The 19,919-nt window shown below is 39.2% G+C and carries 18 protein-coding genes and 1 riboswitch; of the genes, 16 read left to right on the top strand and 2 right to left on the bottom strand.

Translation table 11 applies throughout. The features are described 5' to 3' along the window. Entirely contained in the window at positions 1-1,050 is a 1,050-nt protein-coding gene (locus tag JMN32_RS13370; RefSeq protein WP_202856820.1) for a M42 family metallopeptidase, read from the bottom strand. Positions 1,051-1,319: 269 nt separating this feature from the next. Further along, positions 1,320-1,445, top strand: a riboswitch (SAM riboswitch). 273 nt (positions 1,446-1,718) lie between these two features. On the opposite strand from JMN32_RS13370, the gene JMN32_RS13365 reads away from it, so the two are divergent. From JMN32_RS13365 to JMN32_RS13320, 10 genes are all read left to right on the top strand, one after another. Beyond that, entirely contained in the window at positions 1,719-2,066 is a 348-nt protein-coding gene (locus JMN32_RS13365; protein ID WP_202856819.1) for a 4Fe-4S binding protein, read from the top strand. Between the two features lie 21 nt (positions 2,067-2,087). Beyond that, positions 2,088-3,266, top strand: a complete 1,179-nt coding sequence (locus tag JMN32_RS13360; protein ID WP_202856818.1) for a trans-sulfuration enzyme family protein — start codon at positions 2,088-2,090, stop codon at positions 3,264-3,266. A 169-nt stretch (positions 3,267-3,435) separates the two neighbouring features. Continuing rightward, entirely contained in the window at positions 3,436-5,562 is a 2,127-nt protein-coding gene (locus JMN32_RS13355; protein ID WP_202856817.1) for a HEPN domain-containing protein, read from the top strand. Continuing rightward, positions 5,559-6,311, top strand: coding sequence for a uroporphyrinogen-III C-methyltransferase (cobA, locus tag JMN32_RS13350; RefSeq protein ID WP_202856816.1), 753 nt, complete (start codon positions 5,559-5,561; stop codon positions 6,309-6,311). Before JMN32_RS13355 ends, cobA begins: the two co-directional genes overlap by 4 nt. Beyond that, on the top strand, positions 6,301-6,885 hold the full coding sequence (locus JMN32_RS13345) for a precorrin-2 dehydrogenase/sirohydrochlorin ferrochelatase family protein (RefSeq protein ID WP_202856815.1): 585 nt from the start codon (positions 6,301-6,303) through the stop codon (positions 6,883-6,885). Before cobA ends, JMN32_RS13345 begins: the two co-directional genes overlap by 11 nt. An 8-nt stretch (positions 6,886-6,893) precedes the next feature. Then, positions 6,894-7,547: a phosphoadenylyl-sulfate reductase gene (locus JMN32_RS13340; protein WP_202856814.1), complete on the top strand. Its 654-nt coding sequence runs from the start codon at positions 6,894-6,896 to the stop codon at positions 7,545-7,547. Between the two features lie 290 nt (positions 7,548-7,837). Continuing rightward, positions 7,838-10,450: an ATP-binding protein gene (locus JMN32_RS13335; protein WP_202856813.1), complete on the top strand. Its 2,613-nt coding sequence runs from the start codon at positions 7,838-7,840 to the stop codon at positions 10,448-10,450. Between the two features lie 2 nt (positions 10,451-10,452). Continuing rightward, positions 10,453-10,914 carry a response regulator gene (locus tag JMN32_RS13330; protein ID WP_202856812.1) on the top strand — a complete coding sequence of 154 codons (462 nt, stop codon included), beginning with the start codon at positions 10,453-10,455 and terminating at the stop codon, positions 10,912-10,914. 116 nt (positions 10,915-11,030) lie between these two features. Beyond that, complete coding sequence (locus tag JMN32_RS13325; RefSeq protein ID WP_202856811.1) at positions 11,031-12,386, top strand: sigma-54-dependent transcriptional regulator; 1,356 nt, start codon at positions 11,031-11,033, stop codon at positions 12,384-12,386. A 75-nt stretch (positions 12,387-12,461) separates the two neighbouring features. Beyond that, positions 12,462-12,935 (top strand): hypothetical protein, encoded by a 474-nt coding sequence (locus tag JMN32_RS13320; protein WP_202856810.1) that lies wholly within the window; start codon positions 12,462-12,464, stop codon positions 12,933-12,935. 26 nt (positions 12,936-12,961) lie between these two features. Here JMN32_RS13320 and JMN32_RS13315 read toward each other — a convergent pair whose 3' ends face one another. Further along, positions 12,962-13,378: a DUF1801 domain-containing protein gene (locus JMN32_RS13315; protein WP_202856809.1), complete on the bottom strand. Its 417-nt coding sequence runs from the start codon at positions 13,376-13,378 to the stop codon at positions 12,962-12,964. 243 nt (positions 13,379-13,621) lie between these two features. Here JMN32_RS13315 and JMN32_RS13310 point away from each other — a divergent pair, with 243 nt between their 5' ends. The 6 genes from JMN32_RS13310 (at position 13,622) to JMN32_RS13285 (ending at position 19,918) form a co-directional block, all read left to right on the top strand. Further along, positions 13,622-14,059, top strand: a complete 438-nt coding sequence (locus tag JMN32_RS13310) for a response regulator (RefSeq protein ID WP_202856808.1) — start codon at positions 13,622-13,624, stop codon at positions 14,057-14,059. A 62-nt stretch (positions 14,060-14,121) separates the two neighbouring features. Then, a complete protein-coding gene (locus tag JMN32_RS13305) occupies positions 14,122-15,024 on the top strand; it encodes a Cbp1 family collagen-binding glycoprotein adhesin (RefSeq protein ID WP_202856807.1) in 903 nt (300 codons plus the stop codon). A 284-nt stretch (positions 15,025-15,308) separates the two neighbouring features. Then, entirely contained in the window at positions 15,309-15,857 is a 549-nt protein-coding gene (locus JMN32_RS13300) for a nucleoid-structuring protein H-NS (protein WP_202856806.1), read from the top strand. A gap of 31 nt (positions 15,858-15,888) precedes the next feature. After that, the gene (locus JMN32_RS13295) at positions 15,889-16,464 is read left to right on the top strand and encodes a hypothetical protein (protein WP_202856908.1); all 576 of its coding nucleotides are present in this window, start codon (positions 15,889-15,891) and stop codon (positions 16,462-16,464) included. 180 nt (positions 16,465-16,644) lie between these two features. Beyond that, the gene (locus JMN32_RS13290) at positions 16,645-17,484 is read left to right on the top strand and encodes a hypothetical protein (RefSeq protein ID WP_202856805.1); all 840 of its coding nucleotides are present in this window, start codon (positions 16,645-16,647) and stop codon (positions 17,482-17,484) included. Beyond that, positions 17,471-19,918 carry a leucine-rich repeat domain-containing protein gene (locus JMN32_RS13285; protein ID WP_202856804.1) on the top strand — a complete coding sequence of 816 codons (2,448 nt, stop codon included), beginning with the start codon at positions 17,471-17,473 and terminating at the stop codon, positions 19,916-19,918. The genes JMN32_RS13290 and JMN32_RS13285 overlap by 14 nt, the downstream gene beginning before the upstream one ends. Position 19,919: the final 1 nt, after the last annotated feature.

Here is a 19,919-nt window from a genome sequence, read left to right as displayed (position 1 = left end):
TTACTTGTGCGCCCAATCATACTGATCTAATGACTCCAGGCACGCTTTCAGTAATTTTATACTACCTTCAATATCTTCTTTGTGCGCCATTTCTATCACCTGATGCAAATGCCTTGTAGGTATAGAAACTGCCCCTGAAATAGCCCCTCTTTTTCCCATGCGCTGTATTCCAGCAGTATCCGTACCTCCAGCTGTCAAGAGCTCAGGCTGCCATTTGATCATGAACTTGTCAGCAATTTCTTTCATATAATCTACCATCCTGTAATCGCAGATGGTCATTGCATCCATTATTTTTATGGCCGTTCCCTCTCCCAATGATGTCACCTTTTCGTGCGCCTGAGCACCTGGCAGGTCATATGCAATTGTTGTATCCAGGCCAAATCCAAAATCAGGATCAAGCGTATGAGCAGCAACATTAGCACCTCTAATTCCTACTTCTTCCTGCACGGTGAACACCCCATATGTATCATAGGGTAACTTCTTAATAGATCTTAATGTTTCAATGAGCACAAATACCGATACCCTGTTGTCAATAGACTTACAGTTAACACAATCTCCCATTTCGACCAACTCACGCTCTCTGGTAATAGGATTACCAATACTCACGACTTTCTCCACTTCGCTTTTAGTCATACCCAGATCAATATAGTAATCCTGAACCTTTGGCATCTTTGTCTTCTCTTCCGGACTCATAACATGTACGGGCTTTGTCCCCATCACTCCCATTACATCCTGCTTACCATGGATAATTACACGTTGAGCAGTAAGTGTTTTGGGATCAAAACCTCCTAATGTGGTGAAACGAACAAACCCTTTATCATCAATATGAGTAACAATAAAGCCTATTTCATCCATATGAGCCGCTACCATGGCTCTTTTCTCACTTGACGCTCCTTTCTTAAAAGCGATTACATTACCTAAGTTATCCACCTCAACAGCATCTACCAATGACTCTATCTCTTCAAGTACAATATTTCTTATTCTACTTTCATAACCAGGAACACCAGGTGCTTCGCACACCTTTTTTAGTAGTTTAACGTCTATTCCCATAGCTCCTATATTTTAATTTAATCAGTTCTTTTAGTTAAAAACCTTGGCTTATTCAATATTACCTAAAAAGGAATTAATCCAATTATAATATGTGGAATAATTCGTTATTTTATAATACCCATTCATGAAAATAGTTGTTTTATACATTGTTTTTAAATGTTAAATCGACGACATTTCTTCTTATATGAAAATAAAATTCCAGAAAAGTTTGCAGTTCTAACTTTTACAATTTTATATTTGTAACATCAATTACCTACTCTGTAGTAGTTGATTTATAAAGAATGAGGTGAGAGACAGGCTCTAAGACCCTCTGGCAACCATCAATCAAAAGTGATACAGGTGCCAAATCCTGATCCTGAATGTTCGTCAGGTGGCGAAATGGGAGAATATAAATTGGCTAAAAAATGAACAATTCAAATCTATCTTACTTAGAGTTACAGAAACACCGGCAGGGTCAGGTATCACATATTTCTTTTTCAAAGCACGGCAACATAAATATATGTTGTTGCTGTTGTTGTTGTACCTGTTAGGCTAAAGCAACATAACACTTTGGCCCTTGATCAACAGGTGCGTTAACATCCTTCAACGCACGGGGATAAACATATGTCATTTCCCCAAATCCAAGACAAATTTTTAATACCTAAAACACCTAAAACCTAACATTTAACATGGCACTATTAATAACTGAAGAATGCATTAACTGCGGGGCCTGCGAGCCAGAATGCCCCAATACCGCCATCTACGAAGGTGGCGAAGAGTGGTCGTGGAGTGACGGCACTGAACTTTCGGAGGTAGAGCTCGAAGACGGCTCAGTCACCCCCGGAGATGAACAACAGGAGCCTGTCTCAGACAGTTTTTTCTATATCGTTTCAGGTAAATGTACCGAATGCGTAGGCTTTCATGAAGAGCCTCAATGCGCAGCCGTTTGTCCGGTAGATTGTTGCGTACCTGACCCCGATTATGAAGAGACAAACGATGAGTTATCAGAAAAACAACAGTGGCTACATGCCTCATAAATTAAAACAGAAAGATTGAACATGCCCGAATACAAACATTTTGAAACCAAAGCCATACGTAACCAGAGTGAGCGCTCAGGGTATAATGAGCACTCCGTACCTGTTTACATGACGTCAAGTTTTACTTTTGAAGATGCGGAACAAGCCCGTGCATTATTTGCAGATGAACTGGATGGCAATATATATACAAGGTTTTCTAACCCTAACAACACAGAGTTTATCAACAAGCTTTGCGCTATGGAGGGCACAGAAGATGGTATAGCCACTGCCTCAGGAATGGCTGCAATGTTTAGCAGCATGGCAGCTCTTTTGAAGAACGGCGATCACATATTGGCTTCAAGATCTGTTTTCGGTTCTACACATCAGCTTTTCACGCAGGTATTCCCTAAATGGGGAATTGAGCATACTTACGCAGATATCAACAATCAGGATGAGTGGGAAGACAAGATCAAACCCAACACCAAAATGATCTTTGTTGAAACACCTTCAAACCCTGGCTTAGATATTATTGATCTGGAATGGCTTGGACTACTAGCCAAAAGGCATAACCTGATCTTAAACGTTGATAACTGTTTTGCTACTCCGTATTTGCAACAACCTGCCAAATATGGGGCACACCTGGTAACACACTCTGCCACCAAGTTTATAGACGGGCAAGGCAGAACCATTGCCGGGGCAATATTGGGCACAAAAGAACTGATCGATGAAATCAGGTTTTTCACCAGACATACAGGACCTTCACTGTCACCTTTTAACGGATGGTTGCTAAGTAAAAGCCTCGAAACCCTGGCTGTACGAATGGATCGTCACTGCGACAGTGCTATAAGAATAGCCGAATATCTGGAAGGGCACGACGAGCTTGAGCTGGTAAAATATCCGTTTTTAGGATCTCACCCACAAAGTCAGTTAGCTAAAAAGCAAATGAAACTGGGTGGTGGACTAGTTTCATTTGTAGTCACTGGAGGATTCGATCGTGGCCGTAAGTTTTTGAATAGCCTCAAAATGATGTCTCTTACAGCTAACCTGGGAGATTCCAGAACTATTGCCACACACCCTGCTTCAACTACTCACTCAAAACTTACTGATGAGGAGAGGGCTGAGGTAGGCATACTTCCAGGACTGGTAAGGATATCAGTAGGCCTGGAAAATGTAAATGATATACTGGAAGACATAGAAAACGCATTGAGAGCATCAAAATGAGGCAAGTGTTAAATAACGTCATTTTCTGTATGTGTTGTACTTGTTGTAAGCACATGAAGGAATAATTGTATCCGGTCAGGAATAAAAAGCATCAAAAGGCCTCTTCCGGATACTCAGAAGAGGCCTTTTTTTATTAAAAGAATTTTAAAAAATTTAAAAAAGTAGTGATATGAGCATAGTACTAGACCAAAAGATCTCCAAAGCAGCTCAAAAAGACATTCAGGAGCTACAACAAAAGATATCACAGTTTAAAAAAGGAGAGATCCAGGAGGAGCGATTCAAAGCGTTCCGACTGGCTCGCGGTGTATATGGGCAACGTCAGCTTGGCGTGCAGATGTTCCGCCTTAAACTACCTTACGGTAAGCTTACCGGCGAGCAGCTGATACGTATAGCTGACCTCTCTGAAGAATACACTAATGGAAACCTGCATACTACAACAAGGCAAAATATTCAGCTGCACTATGTGCACTTGGAAGACACACCTGAAATGTGGGCAAAACTGGAAGAGACAGGAGTAACAACCAAAGAAGCCTGCGGTAATACTGTAAGAACTATCACCGCCTCTTCAATGGCTGGAATAGATCCGGAAGAACCATTTGACGTTGCAGTTTATGCACATGCTGCCTCTGAATTCTTCCTGAGAAACCCTATATGCCAAGACATGGGAAGGAAAATAAAAATTGCTTTCTCTTCAAGTGAAAAAGATTCTGCTTTTACATACATCCATGACTTTGGCTTCATTCCAAAAATCCAGGATGGCATAAAGGGCTTTAAAGTAGTAGTTGGCGGAGGTCTGGGAGCTCAGACTTTCATAGCTCAAACAGCTTACGAATTTCTGCCTGCAGACAAAATCATTCCGTTCATGGAGGCTGGCTTAAGGGTTTTTGACCGTTATGGTGAGCGTGAGAAAAGACACAAGGCCAGATTAAAATTCCTTATAGATCCAAAAAGAGGTCTCGGACTAGAAAAGTTCATGGAACTGGTTAAACAGGAGCAAACAGCTAATGCATTCAAAACTTACCCGATTGAAACAGAAGCTATTGCTGTGGAAATACCAGAAAAACGGGAAACCCCCGATGTAAAAATCACCAATGAGCAGGAATACCAGAAATGGCTTGACACAAACGTATTTGAGCAAAAACAAAAAGGCTTTTATGCTATCAAAGTACGTCTGCCACTAGGTAACATTAATGCTGAAAAAACACGCGAGCTTGTAAGGTTAACTAAAGGCTACATTGCTGACGACATCCGTGTAACTGTCGGCCAGGGACTGCTGCTCAAATACGCAAGAAAAGAATACTTGCCATATTTGCATTACGTTCTGAATCACCTTGGAATTGCAGCACCTGGTGCTGATACCATTATTGATGTTACCGCCTGCCCTGGCACTGACACATGTAACCTTGGCGTAACCAACAGCACAGGTGTGGCAGAAGAGTTGGAAAAAATGATCAGCAACGAATACCACTCTCTGATTGCGGATGCTGATATTCATATTAAAATAAGCGGTTGTATGAACTCATGCGGCCAGCACATGATTGCCAACATAGGTTTTCACGGAAGCTCTATTAAAAATGGAAAATCAATTATTCCGGCACTTCAGGTAGTATTAGGGGGCGGCATTGATGAACACGGACGTGGCTTTATTGCAGACAAAGTAATCAAGCTACCAACCAAAAAAATACCTGAAGCTGTAAGATGGTTACTGAATGACTTTGATGCCAACTCTGAGGAAGGTGAATACTTCAACTACTATTATCTGAGACAGGGCAAAATGTATTTCTACAACTTGCTAAAGTCTCTTGCTGACGTCCAGTCATTAACCCAGGATGACTACCTGGATTGGGGTGAAACAGAAGCCTTTGTGCCTGAAATTGGAACTGGAGAATGTGCCGGTGTAAGCTTTGATGTCGTAAGCACCATATTTAATGATGCCGAAGAAAGGCTTCATTACTCAGGTGAAGCACTGGAAAACGGATATTATTCAGACTCCATTTACCATAGTTACAGCACTTTTGTAATTACTGCCAAAGCGTTGCTATTGAGCAGAGATGTACATTGTAACACACACATTGGTATCATCAAAGACTTTACTGAACATTTTGACGCCTTGGCCCTTCAGGTCGATTTCGAAGCTACTGTTCTTCAGATCAACCAAAACACTCCTGAGCCTGCGTTTGCCAAGGAGTACCATGAACAAGCAAAGAACTTCTACCAAAAGGCTCTTGTCCTAAGAAAGGATGAAGCTCAGGATGGAAAAGACAAAGAGGTAATTTCTAACTACTACAAGGCATGAGTAAAACAGGACAATTGACATTAGTTGGGGCCGGACCAGGAGATCCGGACCTCATCTCTATAAAAGGTGTAAAGGCCATAGCATCAGCAGAAGTATTGCTTTACGATGCATTAGTAAATAAACAGTTATTAAAATATGCTGTAAGTACCTGCGAAAAAATATATGTTGGAAAAAGGGCCGGCACCCATAGTTCGACTCAGGATGAAATCAACCAGCTCATAGTAGAATATGCCCTTCAGGGCAAGCATGTAGTTCGACTAAAAGGTGGTGACCCTCTAATTTTCGCCCGCGGCAAGGAGGAGATTGACTATGCTAAGGCTTTTGGCATTCATACTGACGTAGTTATTGGTATTTCAAGCCTAAATTTACCAGGCTACTATGGCATCCCATTAACTACAAGGGGGGTAAATGAAAGCTTTTGGGTAGTAACAGCCACAAACAAAAATGGTAAGCTGTCTACTGACGCCCGACTTGCGGCTCAATCTTCCGCCACTGTGGTTTATTTCATGGGATTAGGTAAGCTTCCCGAGATTGTCTCAATCTATCAGTCACAGGAAAAGCACGACACACCGGTCGCCATTATATCACAGGGCTCACTTCCTACAGCGCGGGTAGTTACTGGCACTGTAAGCTCCATAGTGAAGCAAAGTCAAGGCATCCCGGCTCCTGCACTGATTGTAATAGGTGAATCAGTCAGTGAGTACCTTAATGTTCATGAACCATTAAATGCCAAAAAAGATGAATTCTAACAACAATCTGTTTCCAGTTTTTTTAAAGATAAGGCAACTTAAGACCCTCATTGTTGGTGGAGGGAATGTGGCCCTGGAAAAATTAAATGCCCTGCTTAAAAATGATCCCAGGGCAAACATTGTACTTGTTGGGCGTGAAATTAGTGAGGACATAAGAGCACGGGTAAATGGTATTGATACGATCTCGTTACACCAAAGAGCCTTTTTACCCAGCGATCTTCACAGTGGCATTCAACTACTAATACTAGCTACCAATAACAGAGACCTTAATGCAGTCATTTATGGAATGGCAAGAGCTAAAGGTATACTGACCAACGTAGCGGACACACCCGATCTGTGCGATTTCTATCTTGGATCAACTGTTACAAAAGGGAATCTGAAAATTGGAATATCAACCAATGGACAGTCCCCGACATTTGCCAAACGTTTCAGGGAAGTACTGGAAGATATACTCCCTGATGAAACCAATGAATTGGTTAACAACCTGAATAGAATAAGAAACAGTTTAAAAGTTTCCTTTTCAGAGAAAGTGAGAATATTAAACGATAAGACCAAAGAATTAGTCTCAAAGTAATGACAACTATGAATCTACAAGAAGCTAATGAAGAGTATTCGTCGAAAACTCCGGAAGAGCGACTAAAAATGCTTTTCCAGAATCATCCCTCGTCGGATATACTGGTTACTTCCTCATTCGGAACCTCTTCTGTTGTTCTACTACATATGATCAGCAGAGTAGCACCGGAACACCCCATACACTTTATTGACACCACTTTTCATTTTGATGAAACATTGGATTTTAAGGATAGATTGATCCGGCAACTAAATCTGAATGTGGTTAATGTCAAAGCCAGAAGCAACAAAAATAAATTTACTCATGACAACAAAACTTGGAAGTACAATCCTGATCTGTGCTGCTACATCAATAAAGTAGAGCCTCTGGATCAGGTCAAAAAGCCTTTCAAGTTCTGGATTTCGGGTTTAATGGCTCATCAAAATGATAGCCGTAAGGACATGGATATCTTCCAGCGTAAGGGCGAACTTATAAAGTTTCATCCTTTGATTGATCTGTCACCTTCTGACGTGGCTCTCTATCAGCTTTTACATGAGCTCCCCATACACCCTCTGGCAGGACAGGGATATAGCTCTATAGGCTGTTTCCATTGTACAAAAAAAGGTGCCGGTAGAAGTGGACGATGGGCAGATACGACTAAGACCGAATGTGGTCTCCATGCATAAACTATCAACGATCTAAACAACCCCATAAAAGTTTTAAAGGGCAGCCCCTACTTCAACATGCCCTTTGAAACCTTTCCTTCCCTTTGTTGTTCTAATTGAAAGAGAGTTGCGCCAAGTTCCAGAGGGACTAAGGTTCCGGCAATAATTTTCAATATTGAAAATATTTGTCAATTTGAAAATAAAATAGAACCTTGAATGGCCCCTAAATCTGTAAAAATGCGTTTACCTTAAAATGGAATGCTACTTGCAGATGTTTCAGACGTTTGGTCACCAATTTCTAATTATTTTTCATGAAGGGTAAAATCATTTTAACCTTTGCGTTAGCACTTTTAGCACTTACAGTAATAGGGTTTGTAGGTCAAAATACGCTAACCCAGCTTATTGTATCTATTAAAAAGGAATCTCAACCTAACCCTAAGTTGATTTCTCTTAAGGAAATTCTCAGTGACCTTTCTGATGCTGAAAATAGCGTAAGAACATACACTATCACCCGAGAATCAGAAAACCTAACGCCATTTTACCAGTCAATATCCACCATAGACAACAAGATTAATAGCCTGTATGAGCTAACAAAAAATAAAGATCAACTGAAAATGGTGGACTCGTTGCAGGTGCTTATAGAGAAAAAGTATAGCATACTTAAACAGCTCATCGACATCAAAAAAGATCAGGGCGTAGAAGAAGTTCTTGAGCGGGTACTTGAAAACATAGCCAAAATAAGAGAAAAGAGTTCTACGCCACAGCCAATTACCAAAACCGAAGGCTTCAATCCTGATGAAAACTATGACAGGATTAAAAAAGTAAAAATCCCTGAGCCCCGACAACAAGAAAAAAAAGTATCCATATTTCAACGAATTTTTGGTGGAGGAAATGAAAGCCACCCCGAAGAAACCACGGATCAGCCAACAGAATTACTAGCAGAAGAAACTCCAAAAGCCGGTAACACATCAGATACCGTCACTCAAAGTAGCAAATACCGACTTTACACTTTTCAGGATTCACCCAATGATCTTAACTCCAGCGACATTGGCCAGATTATTTCCAAGATCGGACAGGAAAGAAACGAGAATATCAAAGCAATAAAAGAACAGGAACTGGCACTCACCCAACGCGACAATGATCTTATGAAGGAGATCCGGGAAGTGGCTAACAGAATCGAAGATCGCGAAAAAACTATATCCGTCAACCGGGCGGAGGCAGCACAAAAGGCTACAGATAAGGCTATTTATATTATGAGCCTGACCTGGATCATCGCACTGATCATCTTTGCCATTCTGCTTTTTATCATCATCAGCGATATCTCCAGAAACCAAAAGAATAAGGATAAGCTTAAAGAGGCTAAAGAACGAGCCGAAAAGCTGGCAAGGGTTAAAGAAGAATTTTTATCCAACATGAGTCATGAGATTCGCACTCCACTCAACTCAATTATTGGCTATACCGAGCAACTAGAATACACAGCGCTCAACCCTAATCAGCAAAAGTACCTTAAAAACATTCATCATTCAGGGGATCACCTGTTAACTATTATCAATGACATACTGGATTATGCCAAACTGGAGTCAGGAAACCTTTCCCTTGAAGAGATCGGTTTTTCTGTTGAGCAACAGCTCATCGATGTCGTAGATACATTCCAGAACCAAATAAAAAAGAAAAACCTCCAATTCCATTACAATATAGAGGATGACGTTTCTGAAATTTTGGTTGGAGACCCGGTAAGATTCAGGCAAATACTAATTAACCTGATAAGCAATGCCATAAAATTTACTCCTGCAGGACAAGTTACAGTCAATATCAGCCAGCAGGCACTAGAACATGAGAAGGTCAAATTAAAGCTGATTGTATCTGATACAGGGATAGGGATTCCCAAAAGCAAGCTTAATTCCATTTTTAAAAATTTTGCACAGGCTGATTCTGGCACCACCAGAAAATATGGAGGCACTGGCTTAGGTTTATCCATTGTTAAGAAAATCACCAGCCTCCATAACGGTACCATTTCCGTAGAAAGTGAAGAAAATACAGGGACATCTTTCACAGTAGAGCTCATATATAAAACGGGCAAAAAGGAAGACCTGAAAGAAGCCAAGAAAAAATCATCTATTTATCATATTCCTTTGGAGGGCAAAAAGATATTAGTGGTAGATGATCAGGAATATAACCTGGAATTAATAAAGGTCATATTTGACAAATGGAAAATAGACAGTACACTAATCAGCTCAGGGGAACAGGCTATTGCTAACGTTAAAGAGAACCATTATGACATGATTTTCATGGACGTACAGATGCCGGAGATAAGTGGGCTGGAGGTAACAAAGCAAATCAGGAAATACGAAAAACAACATGAAAGGCATACCCCTATAATTGCACTTACTGCCGCTGCGTCTAAAGAAGAAGCGGAAAGTTGTATCAAACATGGCATGAATGGGTACCTTCTAAAGCCATTCACACAAAAAAACTTGTTTCTTAAAATAGCAGAAACCCTGGGCATTTCCACTGAAGAAGAGTCTCGTTCAACAGAAGACGCTACCGAACCATCAGACTCTATGAACCTTGACGATCTTCATGAGTTATCGAATGGAAACCCAGCTTTCGTGGTCAACATGCTCAATATCTTTGTCAAAAATTTTGATATTGATTTAAATGATCTCAAAGGTGCCCTTAAAAATAAAGACTGGAATAAACTCCAGCGCAAGTCTCATAAAATGATCCCGCCCTGTCGCCATCTTGGCTTCAATACTTTAATGACGTCTCTTAAGGAGATAGAAGCTGAGAGCGAGCATGAACAAGACTTTTATAAAATTGACAAGTTGGTGAAAAACATCAGCAAAAATTATCGCAAGATCAGACCGGTAATAGAAGCTGAAGTTTCCAATATTCAGAAGGATATTTCCGAATCAGCAGCATAACCATGGATATTATTAAACAACAAGAAGAAGTCAGTAAGTTGGACATCAGCAAAAGAAATGCACCTTTGAAGGTATTCATTGTAGATGATGATGAATACTTCAACAATATACTTCAATCGTATATTAATAAAATAGGCACTGAAATTAATCAACTGATGGAGACTCAGGGCTTTCTTAATGGCTCCGACTGCCTCAAAGCAATAAAAAAAGACCCTGATTACGTCATTCTCGATTTCTATTTGGATGAAAACAATGACATCACCCTCACGGGTTATGATGTTCTGGAAAAGATCAAAAAATACAATGCAGACATCAAAGTCATCGTGATCTCTCAGATGCATGAGTGGGAAAACTTTAAGGAAGAGTTCAAGCATTTTGGTGCTTCAGATTTCCTAAAAAAGGATGATAACCTTTATGATAACCTGAAAGAAATGATGCGTCATAGTGATATAGACCTGATCTGATCAACTAACAAGGCGTTATTCGCCCATCCATCAAAAAAATAAGAGCCTATCGATGCAATAAAAGTTTTTAACCACCAACAAAAGCTTTATTTTTAGCGTTTGTTGCCCAAACAGATATGGCAAAATTTTCTATTTATGTAGTTGAAGATGACGAGTGGTATCGCGAATTGCTCGCTCATAATCTTTCCCTTAACCCTGATTATGAAATCCGGAAATTTGATACCGCCAAATCTTTTCTCGAAGAACTGGGTAAAAACCCTGATGTAGTTACTCTCGATTACCGACTGCCAGATATGGAAGGTGAAGAGGTACTCAAAAGAATAAAAAATTACAATCCTGCAATAGAGGTCATCATTATCTCAGAACAGGAGAAAATAGAGACTGCTGTAAATCTGTTAAACCTCGGTGCGTATGATTACATCGTAAAATCTCGTGACATCAGAGATAAGCTACTGAATACAGTTAGTAATATCAAAAAGCAGTCTCACCTACAGGCCAAAGTGGCCACATTGCAAAAGGAGGTTCAGAAAAAATACAGTTTTACCAACAGTATTATCGGAAGCAGCAATAGTATCAAAAAAGTATTTACCCTCATTGAAAAGGCCATTGGCAATAACATCAGTGTCACCATAACCGGAGAAACCGGTACAGGGAAAGAACTGGCAGCAAAAGCCATTCACTATAACTCTCCCAGGCGAAACTTCCCATTTGTAGCTGTAAATGTAGTCGCTATTCCTAAAGACCTGATCGAAAGTGAGCTTTTCGGGCATGAAAAGGGTGCATTTACAGGAGCCAATTTCCGCCGCATAGGCAAGTTTGAAGAAGCTGATAAAGGAACCTTATTTCTGGATGAGATCGGTGAAATGGACCTGACTATTCAGGCCAAGTTACTGAGAGCTCTGCAGGAAAAGGAAGTTACTCGTATTGGTAGTAACAAAGTTGTAAAAACTGATTGCCGCATTATCGTGGCTACGCACAAAAATCTTCTACAAGAAGTTAAGGAAGGCAGATTCCGCGAGGACCTCTACTACCGCTTATTCGGGCTTACCATAGAAATGCCTCCTCTACGCATGCGTGACAAAGATATTATAATCCTCGCTAAGCATTTTATTCAGGCTTTCTGCAAAGAGAACAAGCAAGAAGTTGCCGTACTAACCAACAAAGCTCAAAAAAAACTACTCAACTACAGCTTCCCCGGAAATGTTCGTGAATTGAAGTCAATTGTGGAATTAGCTACAGTAATGTCAAACAACAATGAGATTACCGAAGATGATATCAACTTTAGCAACAATGAAGAACTTTATGCCCCTCCAATTTCGGGCATGACGCTGAAAGAGCATACAACAAGAATCATTAAGCTATATCTCAAAAAGCACGAAAACAACATCAAGGATGCAGCTAAAGAACTTGATATTGGCTATTCCACTATTTACAGAGTATTAAGAAATGAAAAAGTAGATAGCGATGAATAAGGTTTGTCAAAATGACAAAATTCATAAGGTATTCATTACCTTGCAACTTCATACCTATTTAAGCAATTATTTATAATGAAAAATGCATTCTTTTTAGGCTCTTTGTTATCACTGACTGTACTAATTTCTTGTAGTTCCAAAGAGGAATCCGCTTCAACAGAAGTTACGGAATCCCAAACCGCTTCCGGCAACACTTTAACTGACAGTCAAATAGAAAAAATAACGGAGTTTCACACAGCATTTGCTGAAGTATACGATTTCACCTTGGAAGAGACACTCAAAAATTTCAGAGGGGAAGCAAATGTTGATAGCGAAATAGGCGTCTGGATGCATATGGCTGAAGCATATAAAAACTATATAAACAGTCAACCTGATGATTTAGACCTGAACACAAAAAAGGAGGCCTATAAGCTAATTCTATTAAGATCAATGATGTCAGATGAAGAAACACTTGAAAATGCCAAACTCAAAGTTCTATCAAAAGAGGAGGCTAAAGAGGTTTTAAGTCACTACAATCAGAAGCCTGACCCCCTGGATGTAGGGGTCTGATTACTATGATGCATGAAACCTACTGATCATTTAGTTTTATTACGCTTTTTCTTAAATAATGCATTGTCAATTTCAGTCGACTGATAGATCAGATCGCGCAGCAAAAAAACATCAATTTCTTTTACGTTTTTAAAGTTTTTGGTTGCGGTCTGCTTTTTATCCGTTTTATTGAGATACCCTCCATCAACAATCAGCGCTCCATAGCAAAAACCTAAAGAAACACCAGATTTAAGGCCTCCCCAGGGAATTGCAGAAGGCCAAATGTATAAAAGCCTGTAATGTCGATAATAGAAAGGCACATTATAAGCCAGCCTTTCCTTTATTTCCGGAACCGTATCTATGATCAAAGACCTTAGCCTTTGAACAATATTCAGTTCTTCCTCTGGAAGGTAGTCCAGGAAATCATCAATACTCTTAAAATCAACCTTCTGGAATTTATTCATTCTCGATGGAACTCAACTTTGAATAGCCAAAGCTACTACTCCAACATCACATCATAAAGCCACCGATAAAATTACTACACAAACTTCCTTTTCAATTTTGCAAAAGTTGTCAAAATGAAAATTCATTTTAAATAGATATAATCATAAATATTTGATTATCAATGATTTACTAATACAAAATTATTTGGAATAAGATTTGGCATATGCGTATCAGTGAAAACAGGAAACGCCAAATCATGACAAATGAATTTAATAAGTAACATAAAGGTAGCTATAGTAGAAGATGATCAGTACTACGCTGAAACACTTAAAGCGTATATTCAAAATCACCTGGTTAAAGCAGGGTCCAATATCACTTTTGATATAAAGCACTATTCCTCAGCAGAAGAGTGTATTAATGGTCTGGAAAAGAGCATTGATATCATCATTCTTGATTACAATCTGGAGAACACATCCATGCACCTACATTACAGCGGGGAGGAACTGTTAAATATTATCAATGGGTTCTGCCGTGACTGTCAGGTAATTATTGTATCAGGCCAGAAGGATCAGGATGTAGCCATTGAGCTATTTCGAATAGGCATATATGAGTATATCGAAAAAGACAACGATACATTAATACGACTATCGTCTACGCTTAAGCGTGCAATAAAAGATAAAATTTTAGACCACTATATATAACAAAGGCTGATACCACCTCAAAAGGTATCATTTTAAAAACTAACAACTAAATATAAAACACAATGAAAAAGATGAAGACCTATATAGCAGCATTATTATTAGCCCCCGCTTTTGTGGCTTGTAATCAGGAAAAAGTAGACGAGCTTACGGCTGAAAACCGAGAGCTCTCAAATCAAAAGCAAGAGTTAAACTCTGAGCTTGAAGCATATATGAAAACCTTCAATGATATAGAAACCAACCTGAAGGAAATTAAAGAAAGAGAAGAAAGTATCAACCTAAGCACCTCTGACAACATAGAATATGAAGAAGGGGATTCAAAAGAAGCTGTTGTTAACGACATTCAGGCAATCAATACTCTGATGGCCGAGAACAGACAAAAGATAGAGCAACTTCAAAGTAAATTAAATACTAACAGTAAGGAGTTCAAAAGATTGGTAGCTAACCTCAACAGAAGAATAAAAGAGAAGGATGAAGAGCTGGTAGCTTTAAAAGAAGATCTTGAAAACCTCAACATTGAAAAAGAGCAGCTTGCTAAGAATGTTGAAGACTTAACCTATACAGTAGATACACTTTCGACTATTAAAAGTAAGCAATCTGAAGTTATAGCGTCTCAAACAGAGAAAATAGAAAACCAGACAGAAGTACTCAACGAGGCCTATGTTGCCATTGGTACCTTTAAAGACCTTGAAAATGAAAAAGTAGTAACCAAAGAAGGAGGTCTTTTAGGGATTGGTCGTACAGAAAAGCTTAAAAGTGACTTTAACGACAAGGCATTTAGCAAAATTGACAAAACAAAAGTGAACAGTATACCCGTTTTTGCAAAAAAAGTGGAATTGGTTACTAACCACCCTCTAGGCTCTTATGAGCTATCTGTAAATGATGAGGAAGAGGTTGAAAAACTGGTAATTCTTGACCCTGACAAATTCTGGAATTCATCTAAATACCTTGTAGTAGTGGTTAACTAGTATTTAGCCTGACTATATACATAGGCTGTCATTAAAAGTTATGAACCGGAACATATAAAATCTAGCCTTATTCACTGGCTAAGATGATTTTATAAACGGAATTTATAACTTTTGAGGACAGCCTTATTTTATAAGTTTTATTGTAGATAATTTTCTACGATATTCGTTTTTATAATACACATTTGACTCAATAAAACGGCGCTTGCAACGTATAAACTTATGCTGGATTGTTGGCATATTATTTACTGAATAAAAGATATAATTAAAAAAACTATAGAAACACAATGGCACTAATATTTTCAAACACACTATATCGCTCATCACGAGTGATTTTATTTGCCTTCATAGCAGCGATGATGATTGGGGGAATTGGCTGTAAAAGCAAAAAGAAGGCAGGCGATGTAACTGATACGGCTGCTGAAAAAGCGAAGATGGAACAGGAAGCATTGGAAAGAGAAAAACAGCGTGCTGAAGAAGAAAGACGCAGAGCCGAAGAGGAAAGGCTAAGGCTTGCTCGGGAAAAAGCCAGAGAAGAAGCAGAAGCCCCGGCAAACAAGCTCTCAACGTATTTTAATGCTGTTGCTAACGCAAGTAGCGCTACATCTGCAAACCAAAGCATTAATGAAGCGTTAACCATGTTTGCCTCACCTCAAACACCAGTACTAATCGTAATAAGTGAAGTAAATGGCCAGAAGGACTATGACAGACCCACCACGATCAAAGAATACCTGAACTACCTCAAAGACCAGAAGAAAAACATTAATAGTATAGGCGACCTTCAGTACGATTCTTCTGGCAAGATCACTGAATTAGAACTTATCAAAAGAAAATAATACGGGATAAAACGAAAAATCAATGTCAACTATGTATAAATTCAAATTCATTATAGCAGCTTTCTTTTGCCTGTTTTTAATCGGTAGTGTATCCGCCCAAGATAATATCAGTCCTGAAAGAAAGCAGGCCATCGACTCTTTGGCTCTTGAAAAAGTGAGGGACCTGAGCAAGTATATCAGCATAATAGGCAACAAAAAAACTCCTTTTTCCGAAGCTAATCGGGTAATGGACCGCGCAGAAGAATTATTCGCTGAAGACAGCGAAATGGGCGTATCCTCTCTTAACAGCAAAGAAATTAACTACTACAAAGTGCGTCAATACTTTGAGCGGCTTATGGCACTCAATTATGACAGGGTAAATATAAAATGGTACAACATACACTACATCAGCGACCTGGAACGCCAACCTGATGGCAGGTATGTAGGTGTAGTTACCATATACCAACGCTTTGAAGGCACCTCCGATGATGGTATGAGCTATAAGGACACTACTAAAAAAGATATCACGATTTATGTCGAGAAAAAGAAAACCCAGATTCAAGGCAGAACAATTGAATTTTGGGATGTATTATTGGGCGACATAAGGGTGACAGAAACTACTGCATAAATTAACCATACACTTTAAAGGTAAATGCATAAAACCATAATAAGTTTATGCAGTAAAAGTTAAAGACCTAAAGTGTCTTTAACTATAAGTATTGAGATAAAGACAAGAAAGGGTAGTATTGCAATTCCCTGATCTTTATCTCAATACTTAATTTTAATATCTCAATACTAAAATATGCACATGAATTTTTTTAACCGTTCTTTTTTAGTAATACTCCTGATTGTTGCATTCCCTTCCATTTATTTACAGGCTCAAATAGTCAGTGATATGGATGATGAAAGCCGCCTATATGCTGAGACCAAACAAGTCAATCAGTTTTTTAGACGCTTTAATGGGGAGGAAGATGAAAAGGGAGAGAGATATTATGCACATGATAAAGAATACCAAGACCCAAAGCTTCGAAAAAAGTATATCAGCATATTATTTGATGCATCAAATCGCAACCTAAAAGATGACCTCAAAAGTCAGTTCTCTGACTATGTTACCAACAAAAGCACCCCTGTTACGCTCGATTTTCATGGCAAAAATTGGTTTTCGCAGGTAACAACAACGTTCAATTACAAAGGCCGTGATAAAACCTTCATACTGTTTATGAAATTGGAACAGGAAAAGTTGGGCTATAAATGGGTAATTTACAAAGTCTACTCAGATGCTTTTCGCGACTATATGAAAAAAGATACTTCACTAGGTAAGTTTCTACACCCTTTAAGCCATGAACTCGACTTTATGAACTTACGAAAGGCACTTAACGATGGATCCACGGCTACTCAATTTGCTATTAAAGATTACCGTCCAGACTACCTTACTTTGTTTCTATATGAAATAAAAAGTGGCAACCTGAAATTCAAAACCATACAAAGCGTAAAGTTTCATTTCTTCCAGGTTCCTGGCTGGTACTTCGAATTATCAGAATTCAACCGGGCTGGTTACAACACAGGCTGGCTCATATCCGACCTTATCAAAGTTGCCGATAAGGATAAAGACCTTTTGAGAAAGTATATCTATTATGAAGATCAATAAAACCTTTTCTATTGCCTGTCTTCTTCTGGCATGTATTGGCTTTTCTATAAACGTAGCGGCACAAAACAACCATGTTCCTCAGGAGGAGCTTGCTGAGCATGAAGCAAAAGTTAAGGATATTGTCTCATTTCTGGAGTATGTGCTCAATACATTGGGTAACAGGTCCACTTCTGCCCGTGATAAAGATGTAATCGTAAACCAGAGCTACACAAAAATATTCAGAAACGAACAAGTTCAGATAGAAGACGACCTGGATGAAGCTCGTGATGTAATCACCTATAAAAATGTACAGGCTTATCTTAAAGATGTTGACTTCTTCTTCAAAGGAGTAAAATTTGATTTTAACATCGAAGATATCAGCCACTATGTCAATGACCAGGGAGAATTATTCTTCAAAGTATCCTTAACCAGAAACTTAAAAGGAATTGAAATAGAAGGTGACTCCATCAATAACACCAAGAAGCGATTTATAGAGATCAACCTGAATCCAGAGTCTCAAGATCTTAAAATTGCCAGCATATATACTAATGAGTTTAGCCAGAAAGAAGCACTAACCCGCTGGTGGAGTGACCTCTCTTATGAATGGAAGGCCATTTTTAAAAGAAAAGTCGAGTTGATTGACAGCGCTACCTTCAGCGATATCAAGAATATTTCTCAAATAAGTGAACTGGACATTTCAGGCAACCAGTATATTACTAATATAGCCCCACTATCCCAGCTATCAAGTCTTACACACCTGGACCTTTCCGGCACTAACATCTATGACCTAAAACCGATAAGAAACCTAACCAAACTGGAGGAGCTGAACATATCAAACACACCAGTAGATAACCTTGAGTCTTTGAAGTACGCAGGAGAACTCCGGTATCTGGAGTTAAAAAACACACCTGTTAAGGATATCACCATTCTAAAAAGGTTAGGCAAATTGCAATTATTGAACCTTAACGGAACCAGAGTTTCAGACCTCAGCCCTATCGCTGAGCTGACAGATTTAAAAAACCTTCAGCTTGCAAATACACCTCTGCTTAGCATTGATATACTCAAGCCTGTAATCAGCCTGGAAGAACTCAATATAAGCTCAACTAACATAACCACTCTCTCCCCTGTCTCAGGGCTTGAAAAGCTTAAAATTATTAAAGCAGATAGTACTCCTATACCTTCACTAAGCCCGCTTAGCAGCTTAAAATCATTAAAAATAATCTCTGTTAACTATACGGTAGTGTCAGACCTGTCTCCTTTAAGCGATTTAACCGCTCTGGAACGCATTTACTGTGACAGAACCGTGATCACCCAAGAGGCTGCCAGTGAATTTATGGCTCAAAACCCTGGTGTATTAGTAGTATTTGAATCGGAAGACCTGAAAAACTGGTGGACAAGCCTACCGGTATCATGGAAAACTATTTTAGAGACATCAATTAATATTAAAGGTAAAAAACCAACCAAAGAGGATCTGGCAAAGATCACTTCACTAGACTCCATCAATATTGCTGACAATCTCTATATTCAAAGTATTGAGCCACTTACCAAGCTCCGAAAGTTGGAGGTTATTATTCTCAAAAACACAGCAGTGTTTGACCTGTCCCCTTTAAAAGATTTGCGTAACGTGAGTTACCTCGACATATCAGATACTGAAGCAAACAATTTTGCTGCGATTGCCTCACTTAACAGGTTACATACATTCAAAGCCAATAAAACTACCCTGTCTAACCTTGACGATCTAAGCAATCTCAACAGGCTCAGAGAAATTGAAGTAGACAATACGTTAGTTAATGAAACCCATGTTCAGCAATTTATTAGCCACAATCCGGAGTGTCTGGTAATATTTAAAACAGAATACCTAAAAGCCTGGTGGGAGGATCTTGACCCAGCCTGGCGAAACATTTTCTCAACGCAGACTACTCTAAACAGCTCCCCTACTAAACAGCAATTACACAAACTGATTGAACTTCAGGCAATCCAGTTTGCTGAGGTTCCCGTTAGCGATCTCACCCCTCTAAAAAATTTCTTAAATATTAAAGAGCTTATGCTTTCAGGAACAGTAGTTTCTGATCTTACACCACTCACAGAGTTTAAATCGCTCGAGAAGCTTCAGATTAGCAAGAGTCCTGTTAATAATATCTCGGCTTTGGCTAATTTTGCAAAGCTGACCACTCTGGACATATCCAACACCCCGGTAACAGATTTGAATGCTATCTCCGGGTTGGAACGCCTGCAAGAAGTAAATTGCTCAGGCACCCAGATAAAAAGGTTGAATTCGTTGGATAACCTGGTAAACCTCCACGTATTGGATTGCTCCAATACCAATGTTAAACGGTTGGACGAGGTCGTGCACCTGGCTCTGCGAGTATTGAAATGCTACAACACCAGAATATCATCAAAAAGAGTGGAAGAGTTTAAGCAATCTAACCCCGATTGCAATGTGATATACTATTGAG

The organism is Fulvivirga marina, from assembly GCF_016775155.1.
In the GTDB taxonomy this organism is placed as follows: Bacteria; Bacteroidota; Bacteroidia; order Cytophagales; family Cyclobacteriaceae; genus Fulvivirga; species Fulvivirga marina.
This window is presented reverse-complemented; position numbering and strand designations above follow the sequence as displayed.